16 protein-coding genes and 1 tRNA gene are annotated in these 15,670 nt (G+C 48.8%); 6 read left to right on the forward strand and 11 right to left on the reverse strand.

The genetic code is table 11. The annotated features are described in order from the left end of the window. Window positions 1–3: 3 nt before the first annotated feature. A complete protein-coding gene (locus GOB58_RS03005; RefSeq protein ID WP_173559512.1) occupies window positions 4–945 on the forward strand; it encodes a Tim44 domain-containing protein in 942 nt (313 codons plus the stop codon). An 89-nt stretch (window positions 946–1,034) separates the two neighbouring features. Here the strand turns inward: GOB58_RS03005 and GOB58_RS03010 are convergent, their stop codons facing one another. From GOB58_RS03010 to GOB58_RS03040, 7 genes are all read right to left on the reverse strand, one after another. Beyond that, complete coding sequence (locus tag GOB58_RS03010; RefSeq protein ID WP_173559319.1) at window positions 1,035–1,175, reverse strand: hypothetical protein; 141 nt, start codon at window positions 1,173–1,175, stop codon at window positions 1,035–1,037. Then, window positions 1,172–2,137 (reverse strand): heme o synthase, encoded by a 966-nt coding sequence (locus GOB58_RS03015; protein WP_173559320.1) that lies wholly within the window; start codon window positions 2,135–2,137, stop codon window positions 1,172–1,174. The genes GOB58_RS03010 and GOB58_RS03015 overlap by 4 nt, the downstream gene beginning before the upstream one ends. Continuing rightward, window positions 2,130–3,380: a cbb3-type cytochrome c oxidase subunit I gene (locus tag GOB58_RS03020; RefSeq protein WP_173559321.1), complete on the reverse strand. Its 1,251-nt coding sequence runs from the start codon at window positions 3,378–3,380 to the stop codon at window positions 2,130–2,132. The genes GOB58_RS03015 and GOB58_RS03020 overlap by 8 nt, the downstream gene beginning before the upstream one ends. 148 nt (window positions 3,381–3,528) lie before the next feature. After that, window positions 3,529–4,191, reverse strand: a complete 663-nt coding sequence (locus GOB58_RS03025; protein ID WP_086555043.1) for a class I SAM-dependent methyltransferase — start codon at window positions 4,189–4,191, stop codon at window positions 3,529–3,531. A gap of 439 nt (window positions 4,192–4,630) precedes the next feature. Continuing rightward, complete coding sequence (gene gshB, locus GOB58_RS03030; protein ID WP_173559322.1) at window positions 4,631–5,635, reverse strand: glutathione synthase; 1,005 nt, start codon at window positions 5,633–5,635, stop codon at window positions 4,631–4,633. A 65-nt stretch (window positions 5,636–5,700) separates the two neighbouring features. After that, on the reverse strand, window positions 5,701–7,167 hold the full coding sequence (locus tag GOB58_RS03035) for a glycosyltransferase family 39 protein (protein WP_265792269.1): 1,467 nt from the start codon (window positions 7,165–7,167) through the stop codon (window positions 5,701–5,703). 43 nt (window positions 7,168–7,210) lie between these two features. Beyond that, window positions 7,211–7,690 (reverse strand): Lrp/AsnC family transcriptional regulator, encoded by a 480-nt coding sequence (locus tag GOB58_RS03040; RefSeq protein ID WP_086554973.1) that lies wholly within the window; start codon window positions 7,688–7,690, stop codon window positions 7,211–7,213. A gap of 201 nt (window positions 7,691–7,891) precedes the next feature. Here GOB58_RS03040 and trxB point away from each other — a divergent pair, with 201 nt between their 5' ends. The 4 genes from trxB (at window position 7,892) to GOB58_RS03060 (ending at window position 11,436) form a co-directional block, all read left to right on the forward strand. Then, window positions 7,892–8,845 carry a thioredoxin-disulfide reductase gene (gene trxB / locus GOB58_RS03045; protein ID WP_173559323.1) on the forward strand — a complete coding sequence of 318 codons (954 nt, stop codon included), beginning with the start codon at window positions 7,892–7,894 and terminating at the stop codon, window positions 8,843–8,845. A 100-nt stretch (window positions 8,846–8,945) separates the two neighbouring features. Continuing rightward, window positions 8,946–9,827: a LysR family transcriptional regulator gene (locus GOB58_RS03050; RefSeq protein WP_086554971.1), complete on the forward strand. Its 882-nt coding sequence runs from the start codon at window positions 8,946–8,948 to the stop codon at window positions 9,825–9,827. A gap of 656 nt (window positions 9,828–10,483) precedes the next feature. Beyond that, window positions 10,484–10,936: a MucR family transcriptional regulator gene (locus GOB58_RS03055; RefSeq protein WP_086554970.1), complete on the forward strand. Its 453-nt coding sequence runs from the start codon at window positions 10,484–10,486 to the stop codon at window positions 10,934–10,936. Window positions 10,937–11,148: 212 nt separating this feature from the next. Further along, window positions 11,149–11,436: an integration host factor subunit beta gene (locus GOB58_RS03060; protein WP_173559324.1), complete on the forward strand. Its 288-nt coding sequence runs from the start codon at window positions 11,149–11,151 to the stop codon at window positions 11,434–11,436. Between the two features lie 98 nt (window positions 11,437–11,534). On the opposite strand, the gene murJ is transcribed toward GOB58_RS03060, so the two are convergent. Then, window positions 11,535–13,082 carry a murein biosynthesis integral membrane protein MurJ gene (gene murJ, locus GOB58_RS03065; protein ID WP_173559325.1) on the reverse strand — a complete coding sequence of 516 codons (1,548 nt, stop codon included), beginning with the start codon at window positions 13,080–13,082 and terminating at the stop codon, window positions 11,535–11,537. Window positions 13,083–13,228: 146 nt separating this feature from the next. On the opposite strand from murJ, the gene GOB58_RS03070 reads away from it, so the two are divergent. Further along, the gene (locus tag GOB58_RS03070) at window positions 13,229–14,365 is read left to right on the forward strand and encodes an AI-2E family transporter (RefSeq protein WP_173559326.1); all 1,137 of its coding nucleotides are present in this window, start codon (window positions 13,229–13,231) and stop codon (window positions 14,363–14,365) included. 53 nt (window positions 14,366–14,418) lie between these two features. On the opposite strand, the gene GOB58_RS03075 is transcribed toward GOB58_RS03070, so the two are convergent. From GOB58_RS03075 to GOB58_RS03085, 3 genes are all read right to left on the reverse strand, one after another. Next, window positions 14,419–14,492, reverse strand: a tRNA-Pro gene (locus tag GOB58_RS03075). Between the two features lie 49 nt (window positions 14,493–14,541). Then, a complete protein-coding gene (locus tag GOB58_RS03080) occupies window positions 14,542–15,321 on the reverse strand; it encodes a MerR family transcriptional regulator (protein ID WP_173559327.1) in 780 nt (259 codons plus the stop codon). Then, a complete protein-coding gene (locus tag GOB58_RS03085; RefSeq protein WP_086554966.1) occupies window positions 15,314–15,634 on the reverse strand; it encodes an integration host factor subunit alpha in 321 nt (106 codons plus the stop codon). The genes GOB58_RS03080 and GOB58_RS03085 overlap by 8 nt, the downstream gene beginning before the upstream one ends. Window positions 15,635–15,670 lie beyond the last annotated feature (36 nt).

The following is a 15,670-nucleotide window of genomic DNA, read 5'->3' on the forward strand; positions in this document are numbered from 1 at the left end:
ACCGTGAAAAAGCGTTACCTTACTTCTGTTCTCACTGCCATTCTGACCGTGGGCCTGCTGGGAGGGCCGCTCGCATATCATGCTGATGCCCGCCCGGGTCAGGGCAGCTCGATGGGAAGCCGTGGGAGCCGCACCTGGAGCGCCCCGCCTTCAACCCGCACATCCCCTTACACCACGTCACCCATGGAGCGTTCGGTTACACCCCGCACCCCTGGCTATAACACACAGGCACCTTTTGGTGGCAGCACTCCTTATCAGAGTATGCGCCCGCGCCACCCCTTTATGACAGGACTGTTTGGCGGCTTTCTGGGTGCAGGACTGTTTGGCCTGCTAAGCGGCCATGGTTTCTTTGGTGGTATTCACAGCATATTCAGCATGTTTGGTCTGATTATTCAGATCATGATTGGTGTCTGGATTGTGCGCTGGCTATGGCGCAAATTCGCTGGCAACTCAAACAACAGACCTGTCAGCGGGTTTACACCTCCGTCATCAGGTGGTTTTCCCCCTGCCTCCGCAGCACCGCAATCAGCACCGCTCGACATTGCTGGCAGTGATTATGAGGCCTTTCAGCATATTCTGCTCGATATCCAGCAGGCTTGGAACCAGCAGAACATTATTGCCATGCAGCAGATGGCAACGCCTGAAATGGTATCTTATTTTAATCAGCAGCTTTCTGCCCTGGCCTCTCAGGGGGCACGTAACGTTGTCTCTGACGTACGCTTTATCCAGGGTGACCTGTCAGAAGCGTGGCGTGAGAACGGCATGGACTATGCCACCGTTGCAATGCGCTATAGTCTGATTGATCTGACCACAAATGCTATGGGCCAGGTTATTGAGGGCAGCTCAACTGAGCCTGTCACTGTCACTGAAGTATGGACTTTCACACGTCCGTCTCGTGGTGGCAGCTGGCTGGTCTCTGCCATTCAGCAAACCGGGCAGCGCTGAGATAGCCAGACAGCTAATACGTAAAGAAAAAGGCGCCTCCGGTTTTTACCAGAGGCGCCTTTTTTAATGCACTGTATCTGAACAATATCTCAGAGATGAATAAGCGTCAGCCCATACATAATGCCTGTAATAACAGCCATAAAAATGAACATGCCTTTAAGGCGGCCTTTCTGACGACGGTTTTTCTCAGCCTGTTCCTGCTGGTTCAGCGCAGCTATATCATTATTCATAAGCCAGTCCATCCCGTTACAAAGTGATCAGCCAGCAGCCCACAGAACAGCAGAAATAAGTAGAGCAATGAAAAACGAAAAGAGATCCGTGCTGCTTTATCGCCTTTGAGGCTAACACCCTGCTCATCCTGAGGTTCGAGCAATACTCTGACAGCACAGGCAACAAACCCCAGCCCCAGAACCACTGCTGTCACGGTATAAACCACACCACACAAATGCATAAACGATGGGATAAGTGAGATACTCAGCAACACCAGAGTATAAATAAATATCTGCCAGCGTGTATGGCGTGCGCCCTTAACCACCGGCAGCATTGGAATACCAGCCCGCCCGTAATCTTTGCAGGCATAGAGCGAGAGCGACCAGAAGTGAGGTGGTGTCCAGAAGAAAACAATAGCAAACAGCACAACAGGCAGAACCGTTAGGTCCCCTGTTACCGCAGCCCAGCCGATCATGGGAGGGAATGCGCCTGCAGCACCACCGATAACGATATTCTGAGGTGTCGAGCGTTTCAGCCACATCGTGTAAATGACGGCGTAAAAGAAAATAGAGAATGCAAGAATACCAGCAGCAAGGGCGTTCGTTGCTATCCACATCAGGCAGACCGAAAAGCAGGAAAGGCCGATACCGTAACTCAGCACCTCCTGCTCAGGAATACGCCCGCCAGGAATGGGACGGGTAATTGTACGCTGCATAATCGCGTCAATGTCGCGGTCATACCACATATTAATTGCACCGGCAGCGCCAGCAGCAAGACAGATGCACAGGATGGCAACAGCAGCTTCAAAAAACGAAATTTTACCAGGTGCCACAATAATGCCCGTTGCACCGGTAAACACTACCAGAGAAATAACACGCGGTTTAAGCAGTTGTACCCAGTCTCTTGCCGTTGTCCCCACACGGTCAGCACGAAACCTTATACGCTCTAGTTTTGTCGCAGCCTGTACGATTGTCTCACTCATGAATAACAGCCTCCGCTTTTTTGCTGAACACTGATGTCAGAAAAAAACTGCTCTCATCAGCCGGCCTATTACGAACAAAGCTCAAGCCCATACAGGCAAGAAAACACAAAGCAGAAAGTGTGAAGAAGACACCGCTCCAGAGCTGACTGGCTGCGAAAAAAGCCGGCACAGCCAGAGCCATCGCGACAGACATTGTCACAAAATGCATGACAGCCAGAGAACGCGGATACCACCGCTGACACCCTTCACCCCGCCAGAGATAAATGCCACAAAACACAGCATATAATGCGCCAGCCTGAAGAGCGGGGTGGAGACCCTCTCCCTGCATAAACTGACTGACCCAGCCGGCACCAACCAGGAGCAGAAAGCCTAGTCCCCATAAAACAGGCACTTTCAGCTCAAGCCTTACACGCCATGCTGCAACTATCCATAACCCTGCGAGCAGGATCGAGCCCAGCGTTGCGATATTAAGAACCATATCTGAAAAAGGCAGCAGATGTGTCAGAGCAGAAACATAAGCCTGCCCGGGAAAAAGAACTGACCTTACCCACAAAACAGTACTGAACATGGCGGTACCAGCCATAACAATCACAACAGAACGCAATGGAAGGCTGACAGTGCGGGCCACGGCTTCAAACACGATACCAAAACCGGAAAGAAGAATAACGACACTTAATGGCGCGGCAAAACCTGCCAGAGCTGAAAGAGAGACATTCTGCCCTTCAGGCACATAATGGCTCAGCGTGGCGGCCAGCACAGGCACTGTAAAGAGTAAAACGACCGAGGCCAGCATCTGCCCCCAGACAAAGGGAGTAAACCGCCGGCTGCCTGAAGCATCGGCACAGCTGTCAAAAATAGTTGCAAGGAGCACCATGGCACTCAGCAATGCACCGGCACACCAGGTCATCATGGCCGCTACAGTCCACGATGTGCCCACCAGCATAAGACCGGCTGCCACCATACAAAGACAGGCCACGCCGTTTAAGCGCGGAGTAACAACCTGTTTCTGCTCCAGCGCGGCGGGGAGCCAGGCCGTACCAAAACCACCCACAAGGGCAGGCACCACGACAAAGAACAACATGAGCACAGCATGATAATGCTCAAGAACATTAAGGAAGCCTGACACGGGCAGCATACCAGCCAGCTGTAGTGACGACACCCCTCCGCCTGCCAGAGCGGCGCACGCGGCCAGGAAAAAATAAAAAACTGCAACTTTATCTACAGATGCCGTACGCTGCACCATGCTTCTGCGCCCTTTAAAACTCTGAAGTTCTGCCTCTCCTTTAATCACGTTCGCCGGTCTGCTGCAAAGCAACTCCGATATGCAAAATATCCGGGGAAAGAAATTTCACAGCCGAACGTGAAGAGATACAGAAGCTTCAGTCTTCAACTCAGATATTATCCAGTGACACAAGCGTAAACAAACCAGCGGGAGGAACAGGCTGTATGTGAGCGCGGACAAGGTCTTCTGCCGGGAGAAGAGATTCCATAGCAAAATCAGGATGCCAGCCCAGAGAACGGGCAGCACGGGCCATGCCCCGCTCAACAGCACCACGCAGACCAGCTGGGGCAAGAAAGTGGTTTACGAACAAAATATAACCGCCCGGTTTAACAACCCGTTTCAGCTCACGCAGTAATTTACGCGGATGGGGCACGACGGAAGCAACAAACATAGCCACAGCAATATCAAACGAATCATCTTCAAAAGATGTTTCTTCTGCGTCCATTTCAAGCAATGCATTCACATTTGCCAGCTTATCGCGCTTTGTACGCTCGCGCGCTCTCTCCAGCATATCACTTGAGAGATCGATACCCGTGATCAGCTTCTCTTTATTGTAGTGAGGCAATGCGAGCCCGGTACCAACACCCACCTCAAGCACTCTGGTGCCGGGCAGACGATTAACAGCCTCAACGGCGCGGCGACGGCCAAAACCCGATACGCCCCCGAACACTGTGTCATAAACACCGGCCCAGCGCCGGTAAGCAAGCCTGACTGCATCAGCATCAAGCGAAGAACGAGATGGTGGCGGATCATCATTATGATGCTCTGTCACATACTGAGGCGTAACCTCTCTTACGCTGGCTTCACGCCCGCCGACGCCACTTTCTTCAAAAGACACTAGTCTGCTTCCTCTTTATGATTAAACATAAGACACTTTCATTGTGTCCTGAGCGTTAAATTTATATATCTTGTCCACGTCCAGTTTAGCTGGCGCTATTACCACAAGTCGAGAAACATGATAAAATTCATTCTAATTCTGGTCGCTGTTAGCAGCTGGTCATCTATTTTCATATACTTCTGGCGCGCGCAAATTTTCGCATGGCTCGATAACCGTTTTGGGAAAACCGTAACCCCGAACCATCATATTGAAGAAACAGACGAACCAGTCGACTATGATGCCCCCCTTTTTCCGACACAGAAAAAGCCTCAGCCAGAAACGGAAAATGAGAATGACAACTCTGCCCCACCTCCGTCCCTGCATTCGTGATCTGTTAACGCTCCCCTGATTCTGCCTCCAGCTTTGCCTCAATGCAGTCCCATATCAGCGCGGCTGCATTCACACCGTCAAAACGTGCAAGTTCCTGCAGTCCTGTAGGGGATGTAACATTAATTTCGGTAAGATAGTTACCAATAACGTCAATACCCACAAACAACAGGCCGTGCTCTTTTAAAAAAGGACCGATGGTGGAGCATATCTCACGGTCTCTTTCTGTCAGACCAATTTTATGCGCCACACCACCAACATGCATATTGGAGCGATGATCCTCTGCTGATGGCACCCGGTTGATCGCACCCACCGGCTCACCATTAACGAGAATAATACGCTTATCACCCTCTTTAACAGCGGATTCATAACGCTGAATCATCAGAGGCTCACGCGAGCGCACGAAATGCATCTCCAGCAATGCATTGAGATTCTGATCGTCTTCGCGAATACGGAAAATACCACTTCCGCCGTTACCAAACAGCGGCTTAACAATGATATCGCGCCACTTTGCCCTAAAGGCACGAATTTGCCCGATATCCCAGGTGACCAGAGTCGGAGGCATCAGCTGCGGAAAATGTGTCACAAGCAGTTTTTCGGGAGAGTCTCTGACCCAGCGCGGATCATTAACGACCAGTGCCCTGCCCGGACCGGTACCGTGAACATGATCGAGTAAATGAGTGGCCGTAATATAGGCCATATCAAAGGGAGGGTCCTGACGCATCAGGATCACATCCATGCCTCCGAGATTTCGGCGAATCGCCTCACCAAAGCTGGCGTGATTACCTTTTTCGCGTCTGAGTGTAACAAGCCGGACGGAAGCACTGACCTGCATGGCTGCTGCCCCCCGGTCTGCAGCACCCTCCTCAAGAGCGAGGGTGGGCACCTCATAGACAAACAGCCGGTGCCCGCGCGCCTGGGCCTCAAGCATCAGTGCAAATGTTGAATCCCCGTTGATATCAACATGCTCCAGAGGATCCATCTGGACTGCAACATCTAATGATAAAGCCATAATACGCTATATTCCCCGTTCGTAACAAAAGAACACTCTCAAGACTAACACCTTCTGACAACCTGTCACTCAGAGACAGGCAAAACAAAACTATCGCGGGCCAGAGCGCCCCCTTCACAGTTCAGCTTCACCTTATAGACAGAATACGTATCAGCAATAACACCCCGACGCGAACGGATGATGTCTGGCAGAGATGACAGGACTGAAAAATAAGCAGGATCGGGCTGATCATGGCGCCTGTGACTGCGTACAAGATACCCTTCCCCGCACTGTGCCTGAGGCAAACCAAAAACTGACCAGCGCGGATCAACACCGATCACCACCCTGCTGCGCGGCAGATAAAAAGCCAGTTCGGCCGCGACACTATAGTCATCAGCGATGAGAGGAGCATCTGCCGGCACGTTTTTTGCAACATGCTGCCCCCACTCACGCCACCCGCCCATTTGCCTCAAGGTCACATCCGCGTGTGGTGACAGTCTGAAAGGCGAAAAAAAGGCCTGAAGCAGAATACAAAGCGTCAGCGCTCCACCTGTTGCTGCCGCTGCTTTCCACCAGCGCCATACTGGCAACGTGCTGGCAAGACAGAAAAGAGGATAAAGCACGACGGGCCAGTTAGCCTGTACCCGTGCACCAAGCGCGTGCTGCACAAACACGCATAATGGCACCGCAAGCATAAAAACCCACAAACGCGACAGAGCATCTTTCTGCCTGATAAGCAGCCAAGCGCCATAAGCAAAAAAAAGAAAAATAAGAGGAGAAGCCAGCCCGACCTGCCCGCCAGCTAACTCACCTGAATAAGTCAGCATTTTTGCAGGCTGCCAGTCCCCGGTGCGCCCGCCCTGTCTTATGAAGCTTACCCAGTGATGGGTCATGTTCCACCACACAACAGGGCTGATTAATACAGCAGCAAACAGGCCACCAGCCCAGGGCCATACAGACCTGAGCCACTGACGCCCGGATTGTGTAACAAACAGCCAGATTACAAGCCCTGCAACAGGCAGTACCGCTGTGTATTTACTGTCAAAGCTTAACCCTGCACTAAGACCCGCAACGAGCCACCATCTCCCCTGCCCTGTGGCAAACAAGCGTGTTACAGACCAGATCAGCACCGTAATAAAAAATAAAAGCGGCGTGTCGGGGGTCATCAGAATAGTGCCCACACCCAGAGCAACCGTCCCGTTTAGCAAACACGCAGCACACAAAGCTGCCCTGCAGGCCTGCTGCGGTGAACCACCCCGAAAATAAACCCATCCCTCAGCAGACCTGGCGAGCAGCACCGTACCAGCAGCGGCAGACACAGGCCCCATAAAACGCACACCGCAGGCGTTATCGCCCAGAAGCATCATACCCGCACGAATGAACAGGGCGACCATGGGCGGATGGTCAAAATACCCTGCGGCAGGAAGGAGAGCCCATAGCCTGTAATAGGATTCATCAGGTGTAAGCGGCAAAAAAGCTGCAATAACCAGACGAAACAACGTCAGGCATATGAGTGCCACAGCCCATTTATGCCTCCAGATTCTGCTACGCACAGACCTTATGCTCCTTAGCAAAAATATTTATGAGGCATAGCCGCTACGCTTTTCCCGGGGCTGAGGCAAAAGGCACGCCGCATCTGTCAAGGCTCGTACGAATCGTTTGCAGAGTTTGCACACGAATAACATGCGGGGCTTCGGTCAGCCTGCCGGTCAGAACATTTTCATGAGCGGCATCACGAGCAATCAGACGCACCATAAAATCGCCACCGCCTCGTATCATGTGACACTCACGGACCTCTGGCCAGCTGGCCATTTCCTGCTCAAAAGCAGATAAAACCACTTCTTTCTGACTATCCAGACCTATCAGGGCAAAAAAAGTAATCGGCCAGCCCAGCATCACCAGGTCTGTCTGTGCGTGATAGCCACTGATAACACCCAGCTCCTCCAGACGTCTGACACGACGCAGACACGGGGGCGCTGAAATACCCACACGGCGGGCCAGATCAATATTTGTTATACGTCCATCCTGCTGCAATGCGGCAACGATGAGCAGATCAACCGGATCGAGTTCGACCACCTGGCCCCTTCCATTCTGTAACTGTTGTTTTTACAAACATCATCCAACCAAGACTATATCTCATGCGCTAAAACGATACCTGAACACAAGCGGCCTGTTTTACGACAAACTTTCACACACCATATTGTCTGAATGTTCTTTCTTCTTCAGAACCGTATCCACTCTGATTTTTTACCTGCTCACTGAAAGGTCTGCTTCCTTATGTCTGAAACAATAACCACTGATCTACTGGTAATTGGTGCTGGCCCTGCCGGTTATACCGCAGCCATTTATGCCGCACGCGCCAGCCTGAATCCTGTTCTGGTTGCTGGCCTTCAGCCAGGAGGTCAGCTCATGATTACAACTGATGTTGAAAACTACCCTGGCTTTGCTGAAGCTGTTCAGGGTCCATGGCTGATGCAGCAGATGGAAGCTCAGGCTGCCAATGTTGGCGTAAAGATTGAGCATGATCTGATTACATCTGTTGATTTTAAATCCGGCTCGCCTTTTCACATGGTCGGAGATTCAGGCACCCGTTACATTGCCCGCTCCGTTATCATTGCTACAGGCGCTCAGGCAAAATGGCTTGGTCTGCCCAGCGAGAAAAAATTACAGGGAGCCGGCGTTTCAGCCTGCGCAACCTGTGATGGCTTTTTCTATCGTGGCAAAAAAGTTGCTGTCGTAGGTGGTGGTAATACTGCCGTTGAAGAAGCACTCTATCTCACGCACCACGCTGCGCATGTCACTCTTATCCATCGTCGTGACACCCTGCGCGCCGAAAAAATTCTTCAGGATCGCCTGTTTAAGCACCCTAAAGTTTCCGTTCTGTGGAACTCTGAGGTTGAAGAAATTGAAGCCAGCGGCACACCTGCCGTCGTTTCAGCCGTCAAACTGCGTAATACACAGACAAATGCAACAGAAACACTTGCTGTAGACGGTGTATTTATTGCTATTGGTCATGCCCCGACGACGTCTGTATTTAAAGACCAGCTTAAACTGGATGCTGAAGGCTATATTGAAACGACTCCTGGCACGACCCACACCTCGGTCCCCGGTGTTTTTGCCGCAGGCGATGTTCAGGATAAAGTGTACCGCCAGGCGGTTACTGCTGCGGGAACAGGCTGCATGGCCGCTCTGGATGCGGAACGTTATCTTGCAGAAATATCTGTTTTATAATTCAAACCTCTCTTGACCCGAAAGAGCAATTACTGCACCTAGAGACCCACGAGGTATGTATTTACCTCGTGTGTTTTTAATATCATTGCAGGAGGCATGCGTGGACTGGGATAAGCTCAGAATTTTCCATGCGGTAGCCGAAGCCGGTTCTTTCACCCATGCGGGTGATGTTCTGAACCTTAGTCAGTCAGCGGTTTCGCGCCAGATTTCAGCACTTGAAGACGTCCTGCAGGTTCCTCTTTTTCATCGCCATGCACGCGGCCTCATCCTGACAGAACAGGGTGAAACACTGCACAAAACAGTGCGAGATGTCTTTTCAAAACTTGAAATGACACAGGCTTTGCTAACAGAAAGCAAAGAAAAAGCCGCCGGACGCCTCCGAATTACGACGACAACAGGTTTTGGCACCTGCTGGCTTATGCCCAGACTGCAAAAATTTATGTCGGCAAACCCCGAGATAGATATCTGCCTGATACTGGAAGATAACGACCTCGACCTGGGCATGCGGGAAGCTGATGTGGCCGTGCGTATGCACGCTCCGCGACAGCCTGACCTGATACAGCGCCATCTTGCTGATTTTCATCTGCCTGTTTTTGCCGCTCCGGAATATATTGAAAAATACGGAGAGCCAAAAACGCTTGATGAGCTTGTTGATCATCAGATTGTTGCTTTTGGTGAGCACCATCCACCGGTTGCTGATATTAACTGGCTCACCACATATCTAGAAACAAAAGGGCTTAAAAAGTCAGCTCGCCTGGAAGTGAACAGCATGGCCACAATGGCCTCAGCCATTGCTTCTGGCCTGGGTATTGGATCTATTCCAACCTATGCTGCAAAAGAATTTCCAAATCTGGTACAAATTCTTAAAGACATTCCATCTCCGACGGCCAACGCTTATTTTGTCTATCCTGAAGAACTGAGAAGTTCCAAACGCGTTGCTGTATTTCGTGACTTTCTTATGAGTGAACTTGGCATTCGCTGAACTGAAAATAGTATTCCGCATCAGCTTTGCTTACAGCAACCGTGCGGAATACATCACATTTAAAAAATCCTGTTTTTTCTGAAGAAGAAAATTTTTCAGAAAAACTGCGCAATCGTGACGACAGGTTACGTTAAATACGTCCCTCTTTAAAATGTGTACCTGCGAAAACAGGCTACAAACTTATCATTAAGACGATGATACCATTATGGCAGCCAAATGCTCATGACGATCTGGCATGGCTACCCGATAAAAGGCACCCATAAGTTCCGAATTTTCACGACATGGAAGATTAAATTCCCACAATAATAAAATTTTATTAATAAATACCTTTAAAAGGCATTTTTTATATAGTCTGTCACAAAGGAACGTAAAAAATTCTTTGTCAAACCATATGTATAATATAAAACAGATACAAATAAAAAAATAAAAATAAATTAAGTTTGCGGCTGCTTATACTTAAAATATACACAAAAGAAATATTAATATTTTTTTATTAAATTTTATTTATTCAAATAAAATATTCAAGAAAACTCGCCGGTTTTTGCTAAAAAAAATGTATTCGCTGCTTCATCTTCTGATTTTTTCTATTCACAAGAAAAAATAGATTCGATATACACTCGTTTCTATATTCACCTCATACAGTATACGGATTGACCATGTCAGAAACTCAAACTTACCCGGTTATTCTTGACCTTGTTGCAGAGATTGTTTCTGCACAGCTTTCAAATAATCAGACAGATCCTGCGACCATCCCTGCTTTAATTAAAGATGTGTATCAGGCTCTGAAAACAGCTGACCAGCAGCAGCCTGAGCCAGAAAAGCTGCAGCCTGCAGTTCCTATCAAACGCTCTGTTTTCCCTGACTACATTGTTTGCCTGGAAGACGGTAAAAAACTGAAAATGCTCAAGCGCCACCTGCAGAGCGCCTACAACATGACACCAGAGCAGTACAGAGAGCGCTGGAACCTGCCAACAGACTACCCTATGGTTGCTCCTAATTACGCAGAGCGTCGTTCAACACTGGCTCGTGAAATTGGCCTTGGCCGTAAAATCCACGCGACGACAGAAGGCGAAGACAGCGCGGCACGTGCACGTCGCGCTAAAAAATAAAATCTTAAATCTGCCCGAAATATATCTTATTTTTTTATATATTTTGGGCAGACGTTTATTGTTCTTTTGATTTTATACAAAGAATACTGTAACAAAGCGCTGTAATGTGCAGCGCGAACACTAAGTAATGTTAAGTTTTTCTTTCATTTCTTTAGAATTTCCTGCTCATACGGCGCTTTTGCATAGGATTAAGTGAACTCCGAAGGTTAAATATGACAAGATCTGAACTAATTAACGCTCTGATGAGAAAAAATCCGCATCTGCCGGTCAAAAGTATTACTCTGATTGTTAATGCGGTCTTCGGGTCTATAGCGAAAAGCCTGTCTGAAGGTAATCGCGTTGAACTGCGCGGGTTCGGAACATTTTCCTTTAAAACACGCGCACCGAGAGTCGGAAGAAACCCAAAAACCGGCGCACAGGTGCATGTCGCTGAAAAATCCATTCCCTTTTTCAAAACCGGGAAGGAACTTCATATCAGAATTAATAAGGATCGTTCCTGATACCCCTATCATCCGGCAGAGTAATTATCCTTTAATAAAGTAAAAATACTCTGCAAGGTTCTCAAATAAAAGCCGGACTCTTACTATTCCCGACTTAATTACCTCTTCATACTGACTCTCCGACGTACGGATGTTAAAATACTGGCAAAATCAGCCAGTTTGAAGAAATGCAGAAATATCGCGTAAATAACAGACCCAAGGCTGACCATGCCACATAGCCAGATTACCCTGGTCAGAAACATCGATGGAAAATGCAACAAAGAAGACACGCACACTAGCCCGGCAGCCATACCCGCAGCTGAAACACAGGCAAGAAGCGACGTTCTCTTTGTCTGAAAATCCAGAGTCAGCGCACCACGTTTTTTAAGAAAAAAAGCCAGAAGAGATACATTGAGAAAAGCTGCAAGACTACTGGCGAGTGGCGGCCCCATATAAACAAGAGGTTTCATTAATAGCAGATTAAAAATTAAATTAATAACCAGGACCAGAACACCAATATACACAGGCGTTTTTGTATCGCCTCTCGCAAAAAATGCCGGAGACAATACCTTGACCATTACGAACGCAGGCAACCCGATAGCATAGGCACATAAGGCCCGTGCTGAGTGCAGGGCATCCTGATCGGTAAAAGCACCATGACTAAACAAAACGATCATAATAGGCCCTGACAACACCAGAAGCCCCGCCACGGAAGGTAATGTCAGCAACAAAACATAACTCAGCGAACGGTTTTGTGCATGATGCGCTTTAGCATGCTCTCCGGCAGCAAGATGTCGCGTCAGAACAGGCAGAAGCGTCGTACCCGCTGCCGCACCTAAAACACCAAGCGGCAGCTGATTGATACGATCTGCAAAATACATAAGCGAGACACTACCGGAAGGCAGAAGCGTCGCAATAATCGTATCAATTGTAAGATTAATCTGCCCGACACCACTTCCGACCAGGCCAGGCACCATACGCCTGATAAGCAGTCGCATACGCGCCGTCATACGGGGCATAAGTGGCCACAACCCGCACCCAGCCTTATGACAGGCCCACAACAGCAAACCAAGCTGCACGACACCAGAAGCTGTAACGCCCCAGGCCGCAGCATATGCAACATTTGGCATAAACGGCGATACAAAAATTATCGCGACAATACCTACGAGGTTGAATGTAACATAGGCTGCTGCGGCAACGCTAAATTTATGTAAACTATTGAGAACACCGGCAACCAGAGCGGCAGCACAAATAAGAACAAGATAAGGAAAAGTAATACGGCTCAGTGCAATACCAAGGTCGTAACGGTAGCCATCCGTCACAAAGCCGGGTGCTATAATACGCACCACTTCAGGCATAAAAATTTCGCCAAGAATACATAAAAAACATAACCAGACGAGCATACCCCCAAGTGCACGACGCGCGAATTCACGTGCCTCCACAGGGCCTTCTCGGGTCAGAACTGATGAGAAAAGTGGAACAAAGGCAGCATTAAAAGCCCCTTCACCAAAAAGTCGCCTGAACATATTCGGTAAGCGAAAAGCCACCTGATATGCATCCTGCAATGGACCCACACCCATAAATGCAGCAAGCAGCTGATCCCGAACCAGACCAAGAATGCGACTTAGCATTGTCCAGCCACCAACAGTCAAAAGATTTTTCAGCATAAACCCTGTTTCTCAGACATCTTAAGGAGAGGCGATTAATTAATTTATTCTCTGTGAATAACGCCTGAGTGACATTATACACTCATTCTGGCACCGTGAAGGCCAGACAGAGGTCTATCGAAGCAAGACAGGGAGTTTCTTAGGTAATGTCCGACAACAAGCCCGGTGGTGCTCCGACAACAAGACTTCAAAGCTGTACTTTTAATAAACAAAGCCACCGGTCAAAAAGAGGGCAGGAAATTGCACGTGCCTGCCTGACATTGTTTATTATTGTTGCTGCGTTGTGTACAATTCAAAGTTTTCTGCCCTCACTGATATGGGGGAGCGTCTTTGCAATAGCAACGTGGCCTCTTTATACACGCGTCAGATCTTTATGTCCTCAAAGCCTTAGATCTGTCATTCTTCCCTTAGTCTTTACTATAGTTATTGCGCTTATTTTTATTATTCCTTTCCTGCTTATTACACTAAAAGCTGTCAAAGAAGCTCAAAGTGCTCTGGCATGGTTTGAAGCGGCAAGAAACTCGGGAATACCATTTCCTCAGGCACTGTCACATTTGCCCTATGGTGAGAAATACCTGGCACCATGGTGGCATAACCATCTGAGTGATCCGCAAAACGTTGCAGACTTTGCTTACTCTCTTAACAGTAAAGGAATGGCAGTAACCAAAGCGCTTGGTGCACAGGTAGCGCATCGTGGAACATTATTCTGCTTTTCTATTTTAACGCTGTTTTTTTTATATAAGGACGGCAATGCCGTCATTCATCAGTGCCGCATTGCTTCACGTCGTGCTTTTGGCCGACGTGGTGAAATTATTGCCCGGCAGATTGTCGCTTCAGTTCATGGCACTGTTCAGGGGCTGGTGCTGGTTGGCATGGCTGAAGGTGCATTCATGGGCGTTATATATTATTTATGCGGCGCTCCGCACTCTGCCCTCTTTGGTGTCATTACAGCCGTTGCTGCAATGCTACCCTTCTGCGCCGCTGTTGCAATCGGCTTAGTCTCTCTTATTCTGCTTAGCAAAGGGGCTGCACTGGCTGGTGTTGTCACCTTTTGTATGGGCTTACTGGTGATTTTTGTAGCGGACCACTTTGTCAGACCCTTCCTTATTGGAGGAACCACAAAACTACATTTCCTGTGGGTTCTTCTGGGAATCCTGGGAGGTGCCGAAACATGGGGGCTGCTTGGTCTGTTTGCCGGTCCGGCAGTAATGGCAGCACTCGACCTGGTATGGAGGCGCTGGTCTATGAGCAGCTCTCGCTCAAAGAGACATAATCATTTTTAATAAGGAGAATTTAAGGTGCTTTCTACGCACCTTATAAACCGGGAAAACGGATATCGGGCAGGCGGGATTCGAACCCACGACCCCCAGTCCCCCAGACTGATGCGCTACCAGACTGCGCTACTGCCCGTTTCCCGGTGAAAGAGTGTTTAGCAGTCTCTGCACAGAGACACAAGCAACTACAGATACTTTTCCTGCAAAAAAATATCTCTCATCGCCTCAAGCTCGAAAAGCAAACTAGTCAGCTCATGTTTAACGCGCTCATTCACCCGACGTAGCTCTCTGTTTATGTCCTCAGAATGATCAGAAACACTCGTATTATCTACATGTGAGAACGATTCATCTTCTGAAAACTGAGAGGCTCCAGCTTCATCAGACATATGATCTTCAGCAGCAAGCCCCTTATGCCAGACTGACACACCGCCAGAGAGTGATGAATGTGCTGTGTGCTCTGCATCTGTCATGACAGGAGCTGTTCTGGCAACCTCAGAAACTTCTCTGGATACAGCAGCGCCTGGCTCTTTATCTGTTTTTTCTGTCGTTTCAGAAGAAACAATTTTTTCCTGCATTGCAGCATCAGAAGACGTAACAGGATCATTCTCTGCTGACTGAGAAATATTGCTGCCTGCAGCTTCAGGCTGGCTCTGAGCAGAGACCTTAGCCTCTTCCTCTGCCAGGATGCGCTGGACTGCTTTGACAGTATGGCCATCCCGATAAAGCAGCTGTGAAATATAACGCAGGAGTTCAAGATCCTGCTTACTGTAATAACGACGGCCTCCAAGCCGTTTTAACGGCCTGACCTGCTCAAAACGAGTTTCCCAGAAACGAAGAACGTGCTGAGGCACATGAATTTCGTCAGCTACTTCACTGATAGTCGAAAACTCACCGCCTGCTTCAAATTCACTCTCTAAAAAATTTTCAGAATCCGACACAGAAGGCAGCTGGTTTTCGTCAGTCATGAGCATCTTCCGCAAAGTTCACCTCTGCCTCATGATTAACCTGAGCACGAAGAAGCTGACTGGACCGGAAAACAAGAACAGAGCGAGGAAGAATAGGCACCTCCTCCCCTGTCTTAGGATTACGTCCGCTTCTCTGGCCTTTTTGTCGCACAGAGAATGTACCGAATCCGCTAATTTTAACACTTTCGCCCTGCTCAAGCGCAGAGGCTACTGTTTCGAGAACATCTTCAAGCACGGCAGCTGAGTCTCTGCGAGACAAACCGGCTTCCTGACAAATGTTTTCAACAAGAGAGGCGCGTGTGATTGTTTCCATAAGTATAGATTAACATATTACCAGGAAACGTCAATT

Source organism: Acetobacter thailandicus (assembly GCF_011516655.1).
GTDB lineage: Bacteria > Pseudomonadota > Alphaproteobacteria > Acetobacterales > Acetobacteraceae > Acetobacter > Acetobacter thailandicus.